At 75.2% G+C, this 21,770-nt stretch carries 16 protein-coding genes; 3 read left to right on the top strand and 13 right to left on the bottom strand.

Annotated elements, in window-relative coordinates; genetic code table 11:
- Positions 1–464 precede the first annotated feature (464 nt).
- Positions 465–1,310 (top strand): neutral zinc metallopeptidase, encoded by an 846-nt coding sequence (locus BUE45_RS20470; RefSeq protein WP_073381080.1) that lies wholly within the window; start codon positions 465–467, stop codon positions 1,308–1,310.
- Here the strand turns inward: BUE45_RS20470 and BUE45_RS20465 are convergent.
- The 8 genes from BUE45_RS20465 to BUE45_RS20430 form a co-directional block, all read right to left on the bottom strand.
- Entirely contained in the window at positions 1,303–2,667 is a 1,365-nt protein-coding gene (locus tag BUE45_RS20465) for an FAD-dependent oxidoreductase (RefSeq protein ID WP_073380986.1), read from the bottom strand. The two genes, BUE45_RS20470 and BUE45_RS20465, sit on opposite strands and share 8 nt — an antisense overlap.
- 40 nt (positions 2,668–2,707) lie before the next feature.
- Positions 2,708–4,633 carry a 1-deoxy-D-xylulose-5-phosphate synthase gene (gene dxs, locus BUE45_RS20460; protein WP_073380985.1) on the bottom strand — a complete coding sequence of 642 codons (1,926 nt, stop codon included), beginning with the start codon at positions 4,631–4,633 and terminating at the stop codon, positions 2,708–2,710.
- Positions 4,634–4,916: 283 nt separating this feature from the next.
- Positions 4,917–5,687, bottom strand: a complete 771-nt coding sequence (locus tag BUE45_RS20455; RefSeq protein WP_073380984.1) for a sulfite exporter TauE/SafE family protein — start codon at positions 5,685–5,687, stop codon at positions 4,917–4,919.
- A 121-nt stretch (positions 5,688–5,808) separates the two neighbouring features.
- Positions 5,809–7,065 (bottom strand): styrene monooxygenase/indole monooxygenase family protein, encoded by a 1,257-nt coding sequence (locus BUE45_RS20450; protein ID WP_073380983.1) that lies wholly within the window; start codon positions 7,063–7,065, stop codon positions 5,809–5,811.
- Between the two features lie 631 nt (positions 7,066–7,696).
- Positions 7,697–8,977 (bottom strand): sugar ABC transporter permease, encoded by a 1,281-nt coding sequence (locus tag BUE45_RS20445; RefSeq protein WP_073380982.1) that lies wholly within the window; start codon positions 8,975–8,977, stop codon positions 7,697–7,699.
- Positions 8,977–9,774 (bottom strand): ATP-binding cassette domain-containing protein, encoded by a 798-nt coding sequence (locus BUE45_RS20440; protein ID WP_073380981.1) that lies wholly within the window; start codon positions 9,772–9,774, stop codon positions 8,977–8,979. The genes BUE45_RS20445 and BUE45_RS20440 overlap by 1 nt, the downstream gene beginning before the upstream one ends.
- Before the next feature lie 84 nt (positions 9,775–9,858).
- Complete coding sequence (locus tag BUE45_RS20435) at positions 9,859–10,974, bottom strand: ABC transporter substrate-binding protein (protein WP_073380980.1); 1,116 nt, start codon at positions 10,972–10,974, stop codon at positions 9,859–9,861.
- Positions 10,975–11,281: 307 nt separating this feature from the next.
- Complete coding sequence (locus tag BUE45_RS20430; protein WP_073380979.1) at positions 11,282–12,457, bottom strand: ROK family transcriptional regulator; 1,176 nt, start codon at positions 12,455–12,457, stop codon at positions 11,282–11,284.
- Positions 12,458–12,575: 118 nt separating this feature from the next.
- On the opposite strand from BUE45_RS20430, the gene BUE45_RS20425 reads away from it, so the two are divergent.
- Entirely contained in the window at positions 12,576–13,202 is a 627-nt protein-coding gene (locus BUE45_RS20425; RefSeq protein ID WP_394328533.1) for a uridine kinase family protein, read from the top strand.
- Here the strand turns inward: BUE45_RS20425 and BUE45_RS20420 are convergent.
- The gene (locus tag BUE45_RS20420; protein WP_073380978.1) at positions 13,168–14,016 is read right to left on the bottom strand and encodes an alpha/beta hydrolase; all 849 of its coding nucleotides are present in this window, start codon (positions 14,014–14,016) and stop codon (positions 13,168–13,170) included. The two genes, BUE45_RS20425 and BUE45_RS20420, sit on opposite strands and share 35 nt — an antisense overlap.
- Positions 14,017–14,074: 58 nt before the next feature.
- Positions 14,075–14,971 (bottom strand): alpha/beta hydrolase, encoded by an 897-nt coding sequence (locus BUE45_RS20415; protein WP_073380977.1) that lies wholly within the window; start codon positions 14,969–14,971, stop codon positions 14,075–14,077.
- A gap of 87 nt (positions 14,972–15,058) precedes the next feature.
- Between BUE45_RS20415 and BUE45_RS20410 the strand changes: the two genes are divergently transcribed.
- Positions 15,059–15,775: a TetR/AcrR family transcriptional regulator gene (locus BUE45_RS20410; protein WP_245833376.1), complete on the top strand. Its 717-nt coding sequence runs from the start codon at positions 15,059–15,061 to the stop codon at positions 15,773–15,775.
- Positions 15,776–15,799: 24 nt separating this feature from the next.
- Here BUE45_RS20410 and BUE45_RS20405 read toward each other — a convergent pair whose 3' ends face one another.
- The 3 genes from BUE45_RS20405 to BUE45_RS20395 form a co-directional block, all read right to left on the bottom strand.
- Complete coding sequence (locus tag BUE45_RS20405; protein ID WP_245833375.1) at positions 15,800–18,082, bottom strand: serine/threonine protein kinase; 2,283 nt, start codon at positions 18,080–18,082, stop codon at positions 15,800–15,802.
- A gap of 250 nt (positions 18,083–18,332) precedes the next feature.
- Positions 18,333–19,676 carry a hypothetical protein gene (locus tag BUE45_RS20400; protein WP_084737559.1) on the bottom strand — a complete coding sequence of 448 codons (1,344 nt, stop codon included), beginning with the start codon at positions 19,674–19,676 and terminating at the stop codon, positions 18,333–18,335.
- Positions 19,666–21,615 (bottom strand): hypothetical protein, encoded by a 1,950-nt coding sequence (locus BUE45_RS20395; RefSeq protein WP_084737556.1) that lies wholly within the window; start codon positions 21,613–21,615, stop codon positions 19,666–19,668. Before BUE45_RS20395 ends, BUE45_RS20400 begins: the two co-directional genes overlap by 11 nt.
- Positions 21,616–21,770: the final 155 nt, after the last annotated feature.

Here is a 21,770-nt window from a genome sequence, read left to right as displayed (position 1 = left end):
CGGACGCGCACGGCCCGCACACGGCGGGGGCCCCGCACGACCGCGCCCCGAGCGGCGGCGCGGGTGCCGGCGTGCCGCCGTACACCGGTGCGCCCGGCACGCCCCTGCCGGGAACGGCGCCGGACCCCCACGAGCGTCAGCACACCCCGGACGCGCAGGGCACGCACGCCTGGGAGGGACGGCCCCACACCGCGGCTCCGGGCGGCGCGCACGCCCCGCACGGGTGGCCGCACACGGCGGGCCCCGCGGGGACACGGCCGTACGGCGGGGCCCCGGCGGCGCCGGGGTGGCCGCAGGCCTTCGCGCCGGACGCGCCGCCGTACGCGGTGGCGGCCGGGCAGTGGATCCCCGGGGCCGCCGCGGCACCGTACCCGGGCGCGCCGTACGGCGCCCCGGGGTACGGGGGCTGGCCGCCCCCGCAGCGCTGGGCCCCGCCGCCCCCGCCCCGCCGGCGGGGACGCGGCGTGCTGGCGGCGTCCGCCGTGGCGGCGACCGTCGCCCTGGCCGCGCTGGCCGCCAGCGTGGTCATCGTGGCCACCACACCGCCGCCCCAGCCGGTGCCCACCGGCGAGAACCTGGCCTCCCACTACGACGACCGGCTCGCCGAGCCCCCGGCGGAGGTCGTCGTCGACATCGCCGACCACCCCCTCTACGACACCGCCACCCCCCGGGACATCGCCTGCGACGTCCCGGAGCTGGACATGGGCTCCGACGACTCGTGGGAGGAGTTCGCCACCGCCACCGGCGACTGCCTGGACGAGCTGTGGGCCCCCGTGTTCGAGGACCTCGGACTGAGCGCGGCCACCCCCGAGATCACCGTCACCCGGGAGTCCCCCGACTCCGGCGACGAGGAGGGGTACACCCTCGCCTACTACGAGAGCGACTTCGAGCGCATCACCGTGGTCCTGCCCAACGTGCGCACCCTCGGCGGCCAGATCCCCGCACGGGCCCGGGAGGACGTGTGGATCGCGCTCATGGGCCACGAGTACGGCCACCACGTGCAGTACGTGACCGGCATCCTCGACATCTCCCACGAGCTGCGCCGCACGTCCAAGACCGACGAGGAGGAGCTGGACACGCTGCGCCGCACCGAGCTCCAGGCCGAGTGCATGGCCGGGATCGGGCTGCGCGCCATCGCCGGCGACGACGAGCTCGCCCTGCAGTGGGTCAACGAGAACTTCAACGGCGGCGGCGACCTGCCCACCCACGGCACCGCCACCAACCGGGCCCACTGGCTGGAGGAGGGCTGGAGCGAGACCACCGTCGGCGGCTGCAACACCTACGGCGCCTCCCCCGGCGAGGTCACCTGAAGGCGTCCCGGTGGGCCTTCCAGCCGTGGAGCTTGACCCGCTCGCCGCGGTCCAGCTCCGCCGCGCGGCGGGCCTCGGCGGCGTCGATGCGCAGCCAGGCCCCGTAGTCGCTGCCCTTCACCACTTCGGCGAGGTCCACCGGCTCCGGGAGGGCCGCCAGGAGGGCGGGGGCGTCGTCGAGCAGGGAGCGCACGGTCGCCGCGGCGTCGGACTTGTTGGTGCCGATCACCCCCGTGGCGCCCCGCTTGGCCCACCCCGCCACGTAGTCCCCCGGCACTGGGCTCCCCTGGGGGCCGAGCACCCGGCCCTCCCGCTGGGGCACCGTGCGCGCCGCCTCGTCGAACGGGACCCCCGGCAGCGGACGGCCCGCGTAGCCCACGGAGCGCAGCACCATGCCCGCGGGCAGGTCGGCGGTCTCGCCCGTGCCCACCAGGCGCCCGTCCTCCAGGCGGGTGCCCTCCACCCGCACACCGGTGACGCGGTCCCCGCCCAGCACCTCGCGCGGCCGGCACCAGAAGTGCAGGTGCACGGACCGCGGCCGTCCCCGGGGCGGGCGGGCGGCGTGCTCGCGCAGCAGGCGCAGGTTGGTGCGCGCCGCGCGGGCGACGCCGTCCCGGTCCCGGCCCACGGAGGCGGGGTCGATGTCGACCTGTGCGGGGTCGACCACGAGGTCGACGTCGGGCAGGTCGAGCAGGTCGCGCAGCTCGGGGGCGGTGAACTTGGCCTGGAGCGGGCCGCGCCGGGCCAGCAGGTGGACGGTGCGCACCCGGCTGCGCGCCAGGGCGTCCAGCACGGGCTCGGGGATGTCGGTGCGCCGCAGCTCGCCGGCGGTCTTGGCGAGGATGCGGGCCACGTCCAGGGCGACGTTCCCCGCGCCCACCACCACGACCTCCTCGCTGTCCAGGACGTACCGGCGCATCTCGCTGTCGGGGTGCCCGCAGTACCAGTTGACGAAGTCGGTGGCGGCGACGCTGCCGGGCAGGTCCTCCCCCGGGACGCCCATGCGGCGGTCCGCGGCGGCCCCGGTGGCGTACACGACGGCGTGGTGGGTGCGGGCCAGGTCGTCCCGGGTCAGGTCCGCGCCGAACTCCACACCGCCCACGAACCGCACGTCGGGGTGCTCCAGGATGTGCCGCAGCGCGCGGGCCACCCCTTTGATCTTGGTGTGGTCGGGGGCCACGCCGTACCGCACCAGCCCGTAGGGGGTGTGCAGGCGGTCGATGACGTCGACCCGGACCGGCACCCGGCGCTGGCGGGTCAGGGCGTCGGCGGTGTACAGCCCGGCCGGGCCGGAGCCGATGACGGCCACTCTGAGCGGTGCGGTTTCCTCGGCGCGGGGCTCGTCGGGAGAGGTCATGCCACCATTCTGGCAGCAGGACCCCTCCCGTCCGGGCGTGTCAGGCCGTCTCGTCGGCCAGGGCCGGGTCGGCCGCGCCCTCGGTGCGGCGCGAGACCGTCTCGGTGAGCTTGCGCGAGAGCTCCTGCGGGGTCAGGCCCTGCGCCTGGAGGATGGTGTCGCGCTTGGCGTGGTCCAGGAACTCCTGGGCGATGCCGAAGGTGCGCACCGGCACGTCCACGTCGTGGTCGCGCAGCAGGCGGGCCACGGCGTCGCCGACGCCGCCGTTGCGGCCGTTGTCCTCGACCACGGCGACGACGCTGTGCCGGGCGGCCTCGGCGACCAGCGCCTCGTCCAGCGGCTTGACCCACAGCGGGTCGACGACGGTGACGCCGATGCCCTGGTCGGCCATCCGGTCGGCCACCTCGCACGCCACGTGGGCCATGGTGCCCGCGCCCACGATGAGCAGGTCCTCGGAGTGGCCTCCGTCGGCGGCGCGGCGCAGCAGGTCCATGGAGCCGACCTTGCCCAGGGCGGGCAGGTCCTCGGCGACGGCGCCCTTGGGGTAGCGCACGACGGTGGGGGCGTCCTCGACCGCGACGGCCTCGCGCAGCAGCGAGCGCAGGCGGGCGGCGTCGCGCGGCGCGGCCAGGCGCAGGCCCGGGACCACCTGGAGGATGGACATGTCCCACATGCCGTTGTGGCTGGCGCCGTCGTTGCCGGTGACGCCGGCCCGGTCCAGGCAGAAGGTGACGCCCTGGCGGTGCAGGGCGGCGTCCATGAGCACCTGGTCGAAGCAGCGGTTGAGGAAGGTCGCGTAGACGGCGACGACCGGGTGCAGCCCGTTCATGGCCATGCCGGTGGCGGCGGTGGCGGCGTGCTGCTCGGCGATGCCGACGTCGAAGATGCGGTCGGGGTGGGCGTCGGCGAACTTGTTGAGGCCGGTGGGGTGGAGCATGGCCGCGGTGATGGCCACCACGTCCTCGCGCTCGGCGCCGATCTCGACCATGGTGTCGGCGAACACCGACGTCCACTTGAGGGCCTTGGAGCCGGGCTTGGCCTCGCCGGTGGCGACGTCGAAGGGGCCGGGGGCGTGGAACTGGTCCTCGTCGTGGTTCTCGGCCGGGGCGTACCCCTTGCCCTTCTGGGTGATGACGTGGACGATGGCCGGTCCGCCGAAGTCGCGGGCGCGGCGCAGCGCCTTCTCCAGCGCGGGCTCGTCGTGCCCGTCGATGGGGCCCAGGTACTTCAGCCCCAGGTCCTCGAACATCATCTGGGGCTGGATGGCGTCCTTGATGCCCTTCTTGAGGCCGTGCAGGGCCTCGTAGAGGGGCTGGCCGACCACGGGGGTGCGGTTGAGGGTGCTCTTGGCCAGGTCCAGGGCCTGCTCGTAGCCGGGGGCCATGCGCAGCGAGGCGAGGTGGTCGGCGAGGCCGCCCTTGGTCGGCGAGTAGGAGCGCCCGTTGTCGTTGACGACGATGACGAGGCGGCGGTCCTTCCTCTCCGCGATGTTGTTGAGCGCCTCCCAGGCCATGCCGCCGGTGAGGGCCCCGTCGCCGATGACGGCGACGACGGTGCGGTCGCGCACGCCGCGGACCTCGTTGGCCTTGGCCATGCCGTCCGCGTAGGACAGCGCGGTGGAGGCGTGGGAGTTCTCGATGAAGTCGTGCTCGGACTCGGCGCGGGAGGGGTAGCCGGACAGGCCGCCCTCGGACTTCAGGTCGGTGAAGTCGTGGCGGCCGGTGAGGACCTTGTGCGCGTAGGCCTGGTGGCCCGTGTCGAAGAGGATGGGGTCCCCGGGGGACTCGAAGACGCGGTGCAGCGCGATCGTGAGTTCGACGACGCCCAGGCTCGGGCCGAGGTGCCCGCCGGTCTGCGAGCAGGACTCGACCAGGAAGTCCCGGATCTCCTGGGCCAGGACCGGGAGCTGATCGGCCGGAAGCCTCTTGAGCGCTTCCGGATTGTGCATCGACTCGAACAGTGTCACTGTCTCGTCAGTCCCCTCGTCCAGCGTGTCGGTTGAGTTCGCCCCACCGGGCCCCTGACGTGGACCTGGTTCGGCTACCGGCAGGTATACATACCCGAGTTTATGGTGCTGCGTCCACGGGTCCCGCCCGGCTCCGGTCGTGCCGGCGCCGCGGGGGAGCGCGCGTTGCGCATCCCGCGCCGGATGGGCTCCGAACCGCGGGAACGCCGACCCACGGCACGGTTTTCGGGGTAGATTACCCGTTCCCGAAAGCGACTTCGCCGTTCCGTCACCTCGCCCGAGGTTATCCGAGAACCGCCTGGACCAGCAGGGCGATCGCGGAAGCGGCCACCACCGCGAGCATGCCCAGGCGCAGGGGCCCGGCCCTGACCCGGTCGCGCAGGACGACGCCCACCGCGAAGCCCAGCGCGACCAGCGGCAGGCCCGCCGCCCCGACCACCAGGGTGCGGGTGTCGAGCTGTCCCCCGACGCCCAGCGCCGTCAGGGACAGCAGCCCTCCGAACAGGAAGAACGCGGCGAGGGTGGCACGCACCCGGGCCGGCTCCTCGTACTGGTAGAGCAGGGCCATGGGCGGTCCGCCGATGGACGTGGCGGTGCCCGCGAACCCCGACAGGGCGCCCGCGGCCACCAGGGAGGCCGGCGTGATGCGCACCCGGAACGAGCGCAGGGACAGCAGGACGGCGACCAGCACCATGGCGCCGACCGCCCCGGCCAGCGCCCGGGGCGGCAGGACCGCGACCACCCACACGCCCAGGACCGTCCCCGGCAGCCGGGCGGGCAGGCCCCAGGCGACGGCCCGCCAGTCGATGTGGCGGCGCTCCTGGACCAGCGTGAGCACCGGGAGGACGATGACGGCGACCATGAGCGCGCCCGGCATCAGGGTGGGGTCGAGCAGGGACAGGACGGGGGCGCCGACCAGCCCCAGGCCCAGGCCCACGGTGCTCTGCACCGCGGCGCCGGCCACGACGGCCAGCGCGGCGGCGACGACGAAGGGCCAGACGTCGCCCGCGGCGAGCACGCCGTGGCCGGTGGGTGAGAAGTATTCCGAGAGCACGGAGTGCGACGCTACATGTTCACCTACCCGATCGGGATCGGGAGGTAGGGCCATGGGATGTGATCGTCCCCGGCCCGGGGCCGGCGCGACGGCGCAGGTCGGGGCCGCGGGGCCGTCCGGGTCAGCGGATCCGGCCGCCGGCGGGCTCGGACCGCACCACCCCGTCGACGTACTCCAGGGCGCGCTCCGGGTGGAGGAACCACTGGATCAGCCCGGAGGGGTCGGCGAAGGAGTCGGCGAACCGGTCGGCGGTCGCCTGGTGGCGGGCCGCCAGGCGGTACAGCTCCCACACGTGCGGCGGCCCGGAGAGCATGACCCGGCTCCAAGCGGTGACCTGGCGGGCCCGCCGCCAGTACTCGGCGAACGCCGCGCGCATGAAGGCCTCGTCGAAGGGGCGGGTCCCCTGGTCGACGATGGCGCGCCGGTAGACGTCGGCGGCCAGCGACGCCATGTTGGCGCCCTGCGCGGTGATGGGGTCGTTGGCGACGACGGCGTCGGCCATGCCCAGGACGGGGGCGCCGCCGCCGGGGCGGGCCACGGGTTCGCGGACCACGGGCGCGTACCCGCCGGTGAGGGACGCCAGGGGGTCGGCCGGGCGGGCGCCGGCGAACCGCTCGTACTCCCACGGGGCGTGGCGGCGCACCACCCGCAGCAGGTGCTCCAGGACGTCCCCGGCACCCGCGTCGGCGGGCAGCGGGCGGTCCAGGGGTCCGCCCGGCACCGCCTCGGCCATGAGCGCGTCGCAGGGGCCGTCGAGGGACAGCACGGGCAGGCTGAACACCTCGCCCGCACCCGGGACGGCGGTGCGGGAGAGCGCGGGGCCGTCGGGATGCGGTGCGGCCCCCGACGCGTAGACCAGCGCCAGGGTCCGCTGGGGTGCGTCGTGCGGGGAGCGCGCGGTGTCGCGGGGGAAGACCTCGGCCAGGCCGCGGCGGCCGGCGGCCACCACGACCAGGTCGTACTCCCGGGCCAGTCCCGCCAGCTCCCCCGGGTGCACCCGGTGGCGGACCAGGCGCCCGCCTCCCCGGACGAACAGCTCCAGCCAGGCCGAGAGCTTGAGCCGCTGGTCCACGGAGGCGGCGGGCTCGTCCAGGCGCCCGAGCCAGGACAGGACCGGTTCGGCGCCGCCGTCGCGGTGCGCGGCGCGCAGGCCGACGCCGCGGATCTCGGGGGCGCGGTCCTCCCAGAAGGAGAGGCCGTGCCGCCGCTCGCGGCGCAGGGCCGGGCCGAACAGGCACTGGGTGGAGGTGACGCGGCCCGCGCGGATCTCCTCCGGCCCGTCCGGGTTGACCAGGGTGACGTCGTAGTCCTCGGCCAGCAGCCCGAGGGCGAGTTGCAGGCCGGACTGCCCGGCTCCGACGATGAGGATCGTGCGCATGCCCGTTTCTCCCGTGGCTCGTGCCCGCGCTCGGGGTCCCGGGCGTTCCGGGGCACGGCGAGGAGGGGGACGGCCACGGGCGGGCCCGTGTCCGGCCCCTGCGCGGACGGTGGTTTCGCGGCGAACCTAGCAGCGCCCCCGCGGGCTCCCCGGGCACCCCCGGCGACCGGGACCTTCGCCCCTCCGGCGCCGGGACCTGCGGCCCCCGCGGGTCCGCGGGGTCCGGGGACGGCGGCGTCGCGGGTCCGCGACCGTCCGCGGCCGGGGTTCCCGCAGCTCACCGGGGGGCGGGCGCTCCCCCGCGCGGACGGCGCGCTCCGACGGCGCCGCGCGCGTCCGGCCCGGCCGGACGGCCGCCGCCGGGCACCGGCGCGCCCGCGCGGGAAGCGACCCACATCACAGGCGTCCGGACCGCGGCGGCGCTCCCGTCGTCCCCTTCCGCGCCGTGTCCGGAGCGCCGCCGCCCCGGGACGGAGGCCGTGCCGCCGCCCCGGGGCGGCCCGGGTGCCCGGGGGCCCGGGGGCGGGAAAGGCGAGGCCCCGGTCCGACAACCGGGTCGGACCGGGGCGCGGGGGCGGCGGGGAGTGAGCGCCGCCCCCTTCTCTTCCGGGAGGAGTCGGGTGGTGCGGTGTCAGCCGCCTCCCCTGGCGTTGGTCTTGCGACCGTTCCGGGAGACGGCGTCGATGATGACCGCGATGAGCAGGACGGCCGCGGTGATCATGAAGCGCACCGAGGTGTCCATCTGGAGCAGCAGCAGGCCGGAGGTGATGGCGCCCAGGACCAGGCCGCCCAGCAGCGCGGAGTAGGCGTTGCCCCGGCCTCCGAAGAGGCTGGTGCCGCCGATCACCGCGGCCGCGATGGCCATCATGAGTTCGGCGCCGCCGCCGGTGGACACGCTCGCCGCGAAGTTGCGCGAGACGAGCATGATGCCGCCCAGGGCCGCCAGGGTGGAGGCGATGCCGAACACCGAGATGCGGATGAGGTCCACGTTGACGCCGGCCCGGCGGGCCGCCTCGGCGTTGCCGCCGACCGCGTACACCATGCGGCCGTAGCGGGTCTTGCGCAGGACCAGGTCCAGGACGACCACGAAGCCCACGAAGATCAGGAAGGCCAGCGGCACGCCCTTGTACTGGTTGAGCACCCACACCCCGCCCAGGATCGGCAGGGCCAGCAGCGCGGCCCGGAACGCGATCTCGCTCAGCGGCTTGTACGGCAGGCGGGCCAGGCGGCGGCGCCGCTCGACCAGGAACACCGACAGGACGTACAGGAGCACCGCGACCGCCGCCAGGATCCAGCCCATGAACGGCACGAAGTAGGTCTGGGTGAGCATGGCGATGGCGCCGTTGGGGCTGGTGTTGATGGTGCCGTCGGCGCCCATCAGGTACAGGTGCACGCCCTGCCAGCCCAGCAGGCCCGCCAGGGTGACCACGAACGCGGGCACCCCGAGTTTGGCGAAGACCGTGCCGTGCAGGAGGCCGATGACCAGGCCGACGCCGATGGCGGCGGCGATGGCGCCCCATTCGGGGACGCCCTGCTTGACCGCCAGGACGGCCAGCACGGCCGCGGACAGGCCGGCGACCGACCCGATGGACAGGTCGATCTCGCCCAGCAGCAGCACCATGATGACGCCGGTGGTCATCAGGCCGATGGCGGCGATCTGCACGGTCAGGTTGGACAGGTTCTGCGGCGACAGGAAGCGATCGTTCATCGACTGGAAGACGACGGCGATCAGCAGCAGTCCCACGATGACGGGGATGGGGCCCAGCTCCCCGCTGCGCAGGTTGCGCCGCAGGGCCTGGAGCCAGCCCCTGGGAGAGGCGGCCGTGGTCAGGAGCCGGGGGTCGCGCACGGGTTCGGCCGGTGCGGCCCCGCCTTCTCCGGACGCCTTGGAAACCGGGGTCTGCTGGGTCATCACTTGTCCTCCGTGGCCAGGGCCGAGGAACCGGTGCGCTGGGTGCGGCGGCTCACCGGGTTGTCGGCGGCGCCGGTGATGGCGGCCACGATCTCTTCGTAGCTGGTCTCCGCGATGGGGAAGTCGCCGGCGTTGCGGCCCAGCCGCAGCACCACCGCGCGGTCGGCCACCGCACGGACGTCGGCCATGTTGTGGCTGATCAGGACGACGCCGTGGCCCTGGTCGCGCAGCCGCTCGATGAGGTCGAGGACCTGGGCGGTCTGGGCGACGCCCAGGGCGGCGGTCGGCTCGTCCAGCATCACCACGCGGGGCTGGCCCAGCAGGGAGCGGGCGATGGCGATGATCTGGCGCTGGCCGCCGGAGAGGGAGGCCACCGGCACGCGCAGGCTGGGGATGCGCACCGAGAGGGAGTCGAGGAGCTCCACGGCGCGGCCCTCCATCTCGACCTCGTCGAGGGTGCCGGGGAAGTGCAGCTTCTCGTTGCCCAGGAAGAGGTTGGCGACGATGTCCAGGTTGTCGCACAGGGCGAGGTCCTGGTAGATGGTGGCGATGCCCAGGCGCTGGGCGTCGGAGGGGGCACCGATGGAGACCGGCTGTCCGGCCCAGCGGATCACGCCGCCGCTGTCGGCGGGGTGGGCTCCGGAGATGACCTTGACCAGCGTGGACTTACCTGCGCCGTTGTCCCCCAGGAGGGCGACGACCTCTCCTTCGGCGACGTGGAAGTCGACGTCGCTGAGCGCGCGGACGGCCCCGAAGGTCTTGGAGATCCCGGACAGTTCCAGGACTGGTGTACTCATGCGTTCGTTATCTCTTCTCTCGTCCCTGGGCGGGGCGGGCGGGCGGCGGGGGCCCGCCCGCCCCGTCGGGGCGTCGCACCGTGCCTAGAGGGCTTCCTGGCAGAACTCGGTGTCGGCGTAGTCGTCGGTGCAGATCTCCTCGATCGTGTAGATCCCGTCCGACACGACGGTGTCGCCGACGTTCTCCTCGGTGACCGCGACCGGCTCCAGCAGGACGGAGGGGACGGCCTCGCCGTTGGCGTCCTCGACGTCGGTGAGGCTGTACTCGCCGAGCTCGGGGTCGGTGTCGGTGGCCAGCGCCACGGCCATGGCGGCGGCGATCTGCGCCTCCGGCTGGATGGCCTTGTACACGGTCATGTACTGCTCGCCCGCGATGATGCGCTGGATGCCGGCGAGTTCGGCGTCCTGGCCGGTGACCGGCGGGAGGTCGCCGACCTCGACGCCGGCGCTGCGCAGCGCCGAGATGATACCCGAGGCCATGCCGTCGTTGGCGGAGTAGACGCCGACGATCTCGTCGACGCCCAGGGCGGTGATGGCGCCCTCCATCTGGCTGTTGGCCTGGTCCGGGGACCAGTCCGGGGTGTCGAACTCCTGGCCGATCTCGACCTGGCCGTCGAAGATCTCGTGGGCGCCGGCCTTGAAGTCGGCGGCGTTGGGGTCGGTGGGCGAGCCGTTGATCATGACGATCTGGCCGTCTCCGGCGGTGCCCTCCTCCTCCAGGGCCGCGATCAGGGCCTCGGCCTGGACCTGGCCGACGCGGTGGTTGTCGAAGGAGACGTACATGTCGACGCCGCCCTGCGCGAGGCGGTCGTAGGCGACCACGGGGACGCCCTGGGACTGGGCCTCGCTGACGGTTCCGGCGGCGGCGGCGGAGTCGACCGCGTCCAGGACCAGGACGTCCACCCCGTCGGTGAGCATGGCCTGGGCCTGGGTCTGCTGCTCGTCGACGTCCTGGTCGGCGTTGGCGTAGGAGAGCTCGCAGGCGGGGCAGAGCTCGTTCAGCGCCTCCTCGAAGAAGGGCTTGTCGAACGCCTCGTAGCGGGCGGTCTGGAGCTCGGGCAGGAGGAGGCCGACGTGGAAGCCCTCTTCGACGCTGTGGGTCTCCCTCTCGGCGTCCTCGCCCGAGGTGGTGAGCGAACCACAACCGGAGACGAGAAGGGTGAGGGCGGCGCCTGCGGCGGCGAAGCCCGCGGCGACCATGCGTCGGTGTGCGGTGCGTGTACTCAACGCTGCACCTTTCTTACGTGCGGGGGACGGATGTGAACTCGCGAGTGATGTTGTGAAGTAGACCTCTCTGCGGCCTTGTCGTCAACTCCTGAACACATAACCGAAACATCACGGATATTGCGTTCAGGCACTAAAAACAAAGAAAGCGCAGGTCACAGCACATCCTTGAACGAGACCCCCGAGCCAGCATGCACGCAAAGAACGCAAATGACCACACATGGTCAGCACAAAGCTTCACCAGGAGAACACCAAGAAGGGGGAAACGGCGACGCTGCGTCGCTCAGCGGGTGCTCTGCGCCGCCATGCGCAGGGCCCCGTACAGGGAGGCATCGCGTCCCAGTTCGCCGCGGACGAGTTCGAGCCGGGACAGGGCGCTGCCCAGCGCCCCCAGCTCCATCGCCCGGCGCATCGGGTCGAGCAGCAGCTCGCCGGCCTCGGACAGCTCGCCGCCGACGATCACCCGGTCGGGGTTGAACAGGTTGGCCATGATCGCCAGGCCCTGCCCCAGGGCCGTGCCCGCCTCCGCGATGATGCGGCGGCACCCGGGGTCGCCCGAGCGGGCCGCTCCCACCAGGTCCTCCACCCCGGCCGGGCCGGGCCCGTGGGAGACGTAGGAGTTCTGCGGGAGCATGTCCATCAGGTACCCCGCGCCCACGAAGGTCTCCAGGCAGCCGCGGTTGCCGCAGCGGCACACCTGCCCGCGCTGGTCCAGCGCGATGTGCCCGACCTCGCCCGCGGTTCCGCCCGCCCCGCGAAAGAGCGTCCCCGCGATGATGATGCCCGCGCCCACCCCGTCGCTGATGACCAGGTGGATGAGGTGGTCGGCGCCCTGCCCCGCCCCCTTGTGCAGCTCGGCCAGGACCGCGAGGTTGGCGTCGTTCTCGGCGATGACCGGCACGCCCAGCCGCTCGCCCAGCGCCGCGGCCGGCCGGAAGCCCGCCCACCTGGGCAGGCAGGAGATCCCGCCGACCTCACCGCTGTGCGGGTCGATGGGGCCGGGGACCGACGCCACCACCGAGGCCACCGTGGACAGGTCGATGCGCGCCCGCAGCAGGGCGGTCTCGGCCAGCCAGGAGGCCCGGCGCACCCCGCGGTCGGCGTCGGCCGCCACGTCGTACTCGATCTCCTCGCGGGCCAGCATGTTGCCCTCGCTGTCCCCGAGGGCGACCGTGACCCGCTCGGGGGCGAAGTCGATCGCCACCACGGTCCCGGGCGGGCGCACCAGGGTGACGGCGCGGGCCCGGCGGCCGTTGGAGGAGGTGTCGTGGACGGCGACGGTGCCCGCGGCGCGCAGGCCCCGCACGATGTTGGAGACGCTGGCCGCCGACAGCCCGGTGGCCCGGGCCAGTTCCGCCTGGGTGCGCGTGCCGTCGCGGCGCAGGACCTCGACCACGCGGCGCTCGTTGGCCTGCCGCAGGGCGGACTGGGATCCCGGCGTCACTGCGGTGTCGGTCACCGGGAGTCCCCTTCGATCGGTCGCGGCACGAGGCGCCGTGCCTTCCGTGTCGAATGCTACAAGGATTGAACGCAAGCGGAAACCGCCCACCTGAACACGTTAGGGTCCGAAGGTGACCGTGCTCCACGTGGCGACCGACCATGACGACTGGGACACCAGGCTGGCCGGGGCCGTGCCCCGCGGCCCCCGCGTGCGCGTCGTCGCCGTGGAGGGACGCTCGGGTTCGGGCAAGAGCACGGTGGCGGAGCGGCTGCGCGCGGCGCTGGTCGCACGGGGCGAGGCCGCGGCCGTCCTGCCGATGGAGGACCTGTACCCGGGGTGGCACGGACTGGAGCGGGCCCCGCGCCTGCTCGTGGAGTGGGTGCTGGAACCGCTGCGGTCCGGGGGCCGGGCGCGCTGGCGGCGCTACGACTGGGAGCGCGGCGGGTTCGGCGCGCGCGAGGCGGAGCCGCCGGGGCCGGTGGCGTCGGGAGGGGTCCTGGTGGTGGAGGGGTGCGGGTCCGGCGCCCGCGCGGTGCGCCCCTACCTCGATCTGATGGTGTGGGTGGAGGCACCCCGGGCGGTGCGGGACCGGCGGCTGGACTCCCGCGCGGACGCCGCGGTGTACGCCCCCTACCGGCGGGTCTGGGCCGAGCAGGAGGCGCGGTTCTACGCCGCCGAGCGCCCCCGGGAGCACGCGGACGCCGTCGTGGGCAACGGGGGGCCGGGCCTCACCGGGCGGCGGCCGGGCCGAGGAACGCGGTGATCCGCTCCAGGACGCCGGGGTCGGCGAGGATGCGGTTGTGTCCGAGGCCCGCCGTGTCGACCATGCTCGCCCCCGGGCCCATGGCGGCGAGGACGCGCACGGACTCGGAGTGGGGGACCCGCGTGTCGTCGACGTCGTGGAAGAGCAGCGCGGGCACCCCCAGGGCGTCGGCGTCGCGCACGGTGGCGTAGCGCCGCCACACCTCCCGGTCCCCGTCGAACCAGGCGTCCTCGACCGCCCGGCGCAGGGCCCGGTTCACCCGCGGCCCCCAGCCGTGGGCGGCGACGAAGCCGTCGACGGTGCCCTCGAAGTCGGCCATCGCCGACAGCAGGACCAGGCGGTCGGCCCGGACGCCCCCGCGCACCAGGTGGGTGGCGAACAGCGCCCCCAGGGAGTGGCCGACCACGGCCGCGAAGTCACCGTGCCGCTCCTGGAGCGCGCGGGCGACGGCCAGCGCGTCCAGGACCGACCCCGCGGGGCCGCCGGTGGCGCCGTGCCCCGGGGCGTCCCAGGAGACGACGGTGTGGCCCGCCGCGGTGAGCGCCCGCACGAGCGGCGCCAGGCGGGAGGCGCGCGAGCCCCAGCCGTGGACCAGGAGGACGGGGCGGCCGCCCGTGCCCCAGGTGTACGCGGCGACCCGCCAGTGCCGGTGCCCGAGGTGGTCGACGCGGGCGCTCTCGTGCACGTCGCGGTCGCGGTCGGTCGCCGGGGTGTCGCCCGGGTCGCTCCACAGGCGCATGGCACGCTCGCCCGCCACGCGCGGGGCGGTGACGGCCAGGGCCTCCAGGTCGATCGGGTGCGGGGCGGTGGTCATGGGGTCTCCTCCTCGGTCGGGGAGGCGGCGGCGGGCCCGGTGCCCGCGCCGCCCGGGTTCACGCGGTCCGGAGCCCGTCCGGGGCGGCGGGCGCGGGCAGGTCGGCGCCCCGGACGAAGGCGGCGATGGCGTCCAGGTGCTCGCGTTCGAAGAGGGCGCCGCTGTGGCCCAGGCCGGTGGTGGCGATCATCCGCCCCCGGCCGCCGAGGTGTTCGAGGGTGCGCAGGGAGTGCGCGAAGGGCACGACCTCGTCGGTGTCGTCGTGCAGCAGGAGGAAGGGCTGTTCGAGGGTGTCGATGCGGTGGGTGGCGGAGAAGCGCTCCCACACCGCGGGGTCCGCGTCGAAGTAGTGGCGCTCCACGGCGGTGCGCAGCGCCGCCCGGGCGCGGGGGCCCAGGCGCAGGGCGTCGGAGAAGGCGGTGATGAGGTAGTCGAAGTCCGACACCCCGGCGAGGAGGACGGCCCGGTCGGCCTCCAGGCCCTCGCGCAGGGCGTGGACGGCGAAGGGGGCGCCCAGGGAGTGGGCGACGACGGCGTGGAAGCGGCCGTGGCGCTCCTGGAGGAGGCGCTGGATCCGGAGCGCGTCGAGGATGGTCCCCACCGGCCCGGGCGTCGCGCCGTGTCCCGGGGCGTCCCAGGAGACCGGGCCGTATCCGAGGTCGACCAGGCGGCGGACGAGCGGGGCGAAGCGCAGGGCGCGCGAGCGCCACCCGTGGACGAGCAGCACCGGGCGCGAGGTGTCGCCCCAGGCGTAGGTGGCCACCTCCCAGCCGTCCAGGCGGACCGTGGCGGTGTCCGCGGCCTCGTGCAGTTCCCGGTCCGCGTCGCGGACGGCCCGGGGCGGGCCGGGGAGCGCCCACATCCTGCGGGACAGCGATCCGGCCAGGCGCGGGGCGGGGAGCGCGACGGCGTTGACGGCGGCGCCGACGAGGGGAAGGGACGTGAACGCGCCCATGGGGCTCCTCTGCTTCACAAAGTATACGAACGATCGTATTATTTGTTCGGCAGGGGTCGGACGTCAAGTAGCGGCTATCGTGGCCCGGTGACCGACCTGTCGTCCGAACAACGGCCGCCGCGGGGCGGCTCGGGAGGCGCGCACATGACGAGCCGGACCGACGGCCGCGTGCAGCGCGGCGACCAGACGCGGCGCGCCGTGCTGCGCCGCGCGGTGGACATCGCCTCGGTGGAGGGGCTGGAGGGGCTCTCCCTGGGCCGCCTGGCCAAGGAGCTCTCGGTGAGCAAGAGCGGGGTGTTCGCCCACTTCGGCTCCAAGGAGGAGTTGCAGCTCGCCGCCGTCCGCGCCGGGCGCCGCATCTTCGCCGACCACGTGGTGAGCGGTGCCCTGGAGGCGCGGCCCGGGGTCTGCCGCCTCTGGCGGCTGTTCGAGGACTGGTCCGCGTACTCGCGGGGGCGGGTCTTCCCGGGCGGCTGCTTCTTCTACACGGTCAACGCCGAGTTCGAGTCCCGCCCGGGCCGGGTGCGCGACTCCCTGGTCCGGGCCCGCCGGGAGTGGCGCGACCTGCTCGCCCGCAGCGCCGCCGACGCCGTGCAGCTGGGCGAGCTGGCCGCGGACACCGACGTGGACCTGCTGGTGTTCGAGCTGGCGTCGTTCCTGGAGGCCGCCAACTCCGACTCCCTGCTGGAGGACGACCTGGAGCGCCCCTACGCCCTGGCGCGCGCCGCCGTGGCCTCGCGCCTGTCGGCCCTGGCCACGGCGGACGCCCCGCGCCCGTGGGAGGCGCGGGCCCCGGACGCCTGAGCGGACCCGCGCCAGGGGCGGGGCTCAGGCGCCGGTGATCCCGCGGGCGTGGACGAGGTCGGCGCGGATGCGCTCCACGCCCGAGGTCAGCTCGGGCAGCTGGGCGGCGGCGTTGTTGAGCTCCATCACCCGCTGCCCGCGGCGCACCGGGTCGCCGTAGCCCACCCGCAGGACCACCGAGAGCACGACCGAGGCGGCCAGGGCCAGGACCGACAGCGTCACCAGCAGGTCGCCCAGCCACTCGGCGTCGCCGGAGATGCCGATGACGATCCCCACGGGGAAGGCGAAGAGCGCGTAGTTGCAGTACCGGCGGATCCGGAAGAAGCGCTGCTGCTGCTCGACCTTGTCGCGCAGCGCCCCGTGCTCGGTGGAGACCTTGGTGTAGCGCTCCTCCCAGTACCGCCGCTGGCGGGAGAGCGCCTGCAGGGTCGGCATGGCGCCGTAGATGGCGGCGGCGTGGCCCACCCCGGCCGGTCCGGGGAACGCGTCCACCCGGCGCCACAGGATGTCGACCCACTCCCCCACGCCGGCGTCGCCGCCGTCCGAGGGCGGGACCGTCCGCTCGGGGTGCAGCAGGAAGGTCAGGATGAGCGCCGGGCTGACGTTGGGACCGGCAGACCGCCAGCCGGCGAGGCGGCCGGTCAGCTCCTGGTGGAAGGTGTTCCCGGCGTGCTCGGCGGCGTCGAGGTCGTCGGCCAGCCGCTGGTACGCCGCCGGGTCCGGCCCGTGGTGCAGCCCCATGGTCCGCAGGACCTCGGGGCGGGCGAGCAGGGCCATCTCGTTGGACAGCGGCGCCCCGGTGATGACGGGGCGCGGGTCCGAGAACAGCGCGCCCAGCTCCGCCAGGGTGGCGCCCCGCCCGCGAAAGACCGGGGGCAGGTCGGGGCGGGTCTGGCCGATGAAGGAGGCCAGGGCCAGGTTGGCGTCGTCGGTGTGGCGGCGGAACAGCGCGCGGTCCACCACGGTGTCGCCCAGGTCGTCCATGAGCCAGGCGCCCAGGGCGGCGCGCTCGGTCGTGTCGCCGAACACGCGGACGGCCGCCGCCCAGTTGCCCTGCATGGCCTCGGCCAGGGCCCCGGGGTCGGTGAAGCGCACGCCCGCGAAGTGGTACGGCGGGACCCCGCCTGCACCGGTGTACCGGGCGGAGGCTCCGGTGCCGCCCGGAACGGGCGGGGGGAGCGCGGGCCCGGCCGCCGCGGGGCCGGCGAAGGCGTGCCCCGCGGACGGGGGTCCGGCCGCCGCGGGGCCGGCGAAGGCGTGCCCCGCGGACGGGGGTCCGGCCGGGACCGACCGAGTGTAGGCGCGGGTGGGGTCCGCACCGTGGGCCGGCGCCACCCGCGTCGGGTCGACACCGGAGGCCGGCGCCACCCGGGTGGGGTCCGCGCCGGACGGCGGCGCCACCCGTGTCGGATCCGTCCCCGGGACGGGGGCGACCAGGGTGGCGCCGACGCCGGAGCCCTGGGGCGCCGCCGGGTGCGCGGCGGAGGGGGCCGGGCCCTGGGGCCCGGCGATGAGCAGGTTGAGCAGGGCCGGGGCGTCCGGACGCCGGTCCTGGTCCTTGTCCAGGCACAGCAGGACGATCCCGCGCAGCGGCTCGGGGAGGTCGCCCAGGTCGGGTCCGCCGCCCAGGATGCGGGCGATGCGCGAGGCCTGGGTGGGGGCGTGGAACGCCTCCCGGCCGGTGGCGGCGTAGACCATGACCGCGCCCCAGGAGAACACGTCCACCGCGGAGGTGAGCCGGGCGCCCTCCAGCTGCTCGGGCGCCATGTACCCGATGGTGCCCACGACACCGCTGGCGGTCACCGAGGTGGTCTCGACCGCCCGGGCGATGCCGAAGTCGATCACCCGCGGCCCGTCCGCGGCCAGCATGATGTTGTCCGGCTTCAGGTCCCGGTGCACCACCCCGGCCGCGTGGATCGCCGCCAGCGCCGTCGCGGTGTTGACAGCCAGCCGGTGCAGCTCCACCCCGCGGCGCGGCCCCTCCTCGGCCACCGCGCGCTGGAGGGTGGGCCCGTCGATGTACTCGGTCGCGATCCACGGCTGTGCCGCCCCGGGGTCGGCGTCCAGGATCGCCGCGATGCAGAACCCGCTCACCCGGCGGGCCTGCTCCACCTCCGCCGCGAACCGGCGGCGCATGTCCGCGTCGCCCGCCCAGGAGGCGTGCAGCACCTTCACCGCGGCCCGGGTCCCGTCCTCGGCCTCGCCGAGGAACACCTCGCCGAAACCGCCGCGGCCGAGCGAGCGCACCAGGCGGTAGCCGCCCACGGTGCGCGGGGCGGAGTCTTCTGCGGGGTCGTCCAACATCATGCCTTTCACGGAACTCACGGGTCGGCGGAGGTGCGCCGGGGCGGCGGCCGGGGGCCGCGTCCGGGATGCGCGGGGCAGGGCGTGGGCGCACGCGGGTGCCGGTCACCGCGGGGCGGTGACGACCCGGGGCCGACCGGGCCGGGGTGGGACCCGTCCCCCGGGGGCCGCTCTTGCAGCCCCACCTTACGACGGATCACCGCCCCGGCCGCAACGGCGGACGCGTGATCCGGCTCCCGCCCCGCGCGCCCGGTCAGCGGTCGGCCCGCAGCCCCCCGCGCAGGATCCGCTCGACCAGGTCGTCGGCCAGGGTCCCGTAGCCGGTGGCCGCCCAGACGCTGCGCTCGGCGGGCACCTCGTAGTAGGGGACGGAGCGTCCCTCGTGGTCGGCGGGCAGCACCGTGGGCCGGAGGCGGTCGCGCACGGCGCGGGCGCAGTCCTGGCACAGCGGCACCCGGATGGTGCGCAGCCCGCCGAACTCGCGCCACTGGGTCTGCCGGGTGTCGTTGCCGTGCAGCGGGTTGGCGTAGCAGGGGCGGCGCGGGGTGCGCAGCCCGGCCAGGGCGTCCTCGGCCAGGTCCAGCAGGACGAGCACGCCGACCGCGTCGGGCAGGGTGGCGCCGTCCCGGACCATGCGGTCGTGGACGCGGGCGGCGGCGTCGCGCGCGTCCAGGGCGCGGGACAGGTGCTGGGGCGCCACGCGGGAGTCCTCGCTGAGCCGCTCCCCCATCTCGATGAGGTCGCGCTCGCCGCGCTCGACCAGCGACTCCAGCTGGGCGCGGTCGGCGTTGTCGAACGCCGCGTGCTGGGCGATCGGCACGGACCGGCGCCGGCCGAGCAGCCCCGGGCGGGACCGGGCGGCGAGGCGGTACAGCGGGACGGCGGCGGCGAGCAGGAGGGCGAGCGCCACCGCGCCCACGATCCACGGGTTCAGCCACCGCGCGGGCATGAGCACCCCGGACGGGGGCTCGCCCACCCTGTCGTAGTAGGCCTGCTGGGCGTCCTCGTAGGCGCCCTCCGGGTCGTCGGACAGGGCCGCCTCGACGGCCGCCTCCACCAGGACGGGCAGCGTCTTCTGCCCGTCCATGGTCTTGTAGGTGGCGGCCATGGACCCGTAGAAGGCGGGGTTGGAGTAGTCGCCGGAGGCCAGGCCCAGGTCGTGGCCCTCCAGGTCGCCGCGGCGGTCGTAGACCAGGAAGTGGCGCTCGCCGCCGCCCATGCGGTCGTGCACGGCCGAGGCCAGCGCCTCGCTCTCGCCGCCCCACGTGTCGCCCTCGGCCAGCGGGACGACGATGATGTAGAGGTCCAGGTCGTCCTGTGCCGCGAGCACGGTCTCGACGCGCTCGCGGGCCTCGGGCGCGTAGGCGCCGTCGTAGGCGGGGTCGACGTGGACGGGGGACTCTGCGAGGGCGTCGGCGATCACCTGGGCCGGGCTGGCGGCCTCCCCGGCGGTCCCCGCCGGGGCCGGGGCCGGGGTCGGGGACGGGTCGGCGGCGTCGGCCAGGGCCGGGGCGCCGCTCAGGGCGGCGGACAGGGCCAGGGCCGCGACCGCCGCCGGGGCCCACGTGCGCGCGAGTGGGCGGGGGTCAGTGGACACGGTTCTCCTTGAGCAGCAGGTCGACCATACGCCGGGGCTCCTTCGCCCCGAAGGAATGACGGATCCACGGGTCCTGCGGTTTCACCCGGTAGGAGTGCGACGTGGCGCCGCCGCGCAGCCGCAGGACGCGCCGGGACCGGGTGCGGTCGTCGAGCCGCGCGCACTCCTCGCACAGGGGGACCCGGCCGCCCATCGTCCGCGACTGCGCGCGCTCGGCGGCGAAGGGGTGCAGCGGGTCGACGATGCAGGGGACGGTATCGGCGTCGGGGTCCTCCACCGCGGCCAGGACCCGGCGGGACAGCACCGTGATGCCGAGCAGGTCGAGCTCCCGCGGCGAGCGGTCCATGAGCATGAGCGCCGCCTCGGCCTGGACCATGGACCCTGCGGGGATCCGGTCCGGCTCCCGGTCCACCAGGGCGCGCACCCGGCCGGTCTCCCGGACGGCGAGGCGCCGCAGGGCCCGCTCGCCCAGGGCGGTGCGGGAGGGCCGGCTCCGCGCGAGCCGGGGCAGGTGGACGGCGAGGTAGAAGAGGCCGATCACGGCGACGGCCAGCAGGGGTCCCACCAGCAGCAGGCCGCCGAAGAACCCGCCCGCCCAGTAGCGCTCGCCGCGGGGTCCGGGCAGGGAGACCTCGCGGTCGGCGAACCCCGGGCGGTACCCGTCCCCGGCGGTGAACTCGACCTCGGCCAGCGCCTCCGCGGCGGACTCCAGCGCGGCGGCCGGGGTCCTCTCCTCATTGAACGCCATGGGCGACCAGAGCGCGTAGGCGTCGGCCTCCAGCCCGTGGGCGGCGGCGCCGACGGCGACGCCGTCGTGCCTGGGGCCGACGACCAGGTAGACGCCGTCCTCCTCGGCCACCGAGGCCAGCGCCGCCGCCAGGACCTCGGGGTCCCCCTCGGCCTCGTCCTCGTGGTTCAGCGGCACCGCGGCGGCGAAGACGGGCACCGGGGCCGCGGCGAGCGCGGCGGGGACGTCCTCCAGGCCCTCACGGGTCAGGGGCATGATCGGGTCGACGTACAGCGGGTCCTCGGCCAGGGCCTCGGCGATCCGCTCGACCCGGGCGGTGGAGACCACGTACGGCGGCTCCAGCCGCACCAGCTTCTCGGGGTCGGCGATCTCGTGGCCGCCGACGGGGGCGTCCACCGTGTACGCGTAGGTGGTGGCCACGAGCACGCCGGTCGCGGACAGCGCCGCCAGGACCGCGGCGACGGGGACGACGATCCGGCCGCGCCGCAGGGACCGCCAGGTGATCCAGCCGGCGCCGGACAGCAGGGCCCCGGCCACGATGCCCACGAGGAAGCCGAGGTTCTCCGGGCCGTTGTGGCGCGTGGGGTCGGTGTCGGCGCGGAACTCGGCGAGGAACCCGCCCTCGTCCTCCTCCTCGAAGCCCTCCGGGACCTCGGAGCCGGACAGCCCGGCGGCCAGGACCCGGGCCACCTCGTGTGCGGGTTCGCCGTAGACCTCGGCGTCGTATACGGCGTCGCGACCGCCCTCCAGCGACAGGTCGGTGCCGTAGACGGCCAGTTCGGTGAACCCGCCCGACGGCGGCAGGACGGCGTAGAAGCCGTCGGTGCCGAGCCGGTCGCGCACGGCGGGCAGGATATCGTCCATGCCCCCGTCGGTGCCCGCGCCGAGGTAGGGGGTGACCACGATGTGGTACGGCGCCCCCAGGGGGGCGAAGGCCTCGTGGATCCCGCGCTCGACCTCCTCGGGCGGGACGGGGCCGCCGATCGCGCCGTCCACCACGACCGCGGCGCCCTCGGGCTCCTGGGCGAGCAGGCCGGCGAAGTGCTCGGCGTAGGTCGGCTGCGGGGCGACGGCGGGTGCGGCGTCGTCGGGGGTGTCGGCCGCGGCGGGCGCGGAGAGCAGGAGCAGGGCCGGCGCCACCGTGAGGAGCAGGGCGCGGAGCCGGCCGCGGGCACGGTGAGGGAAGGGCATGGGCAGAGCATAGCCGCCCTTTACGGACGGCTTTTATCCGGTATCACCTGTGCATGCGCAGGTGACGGCCCTCGCGGGCGGGAAAAAAGGGGGGCCGCCGCCGTCGGTCGGACGGTGGCGGCCCGCGAACCGCGCGCCGCGCCGGTCGGGCGCGG

Source organism: Nocardiopsis flavescens (assembly GCF_900141985.1).
Lineage (GTDB): Bacteria > Actinomycetota > Actinomycetes > Streptosporangiales > Streptosporangiaceae > Nocardiopsis > Nocardiopsis flavescens.
Note: the sequence above shows the minus strand (reverse complement) of the source record. Positions and strands in the feature narration are given on the sequence as shown.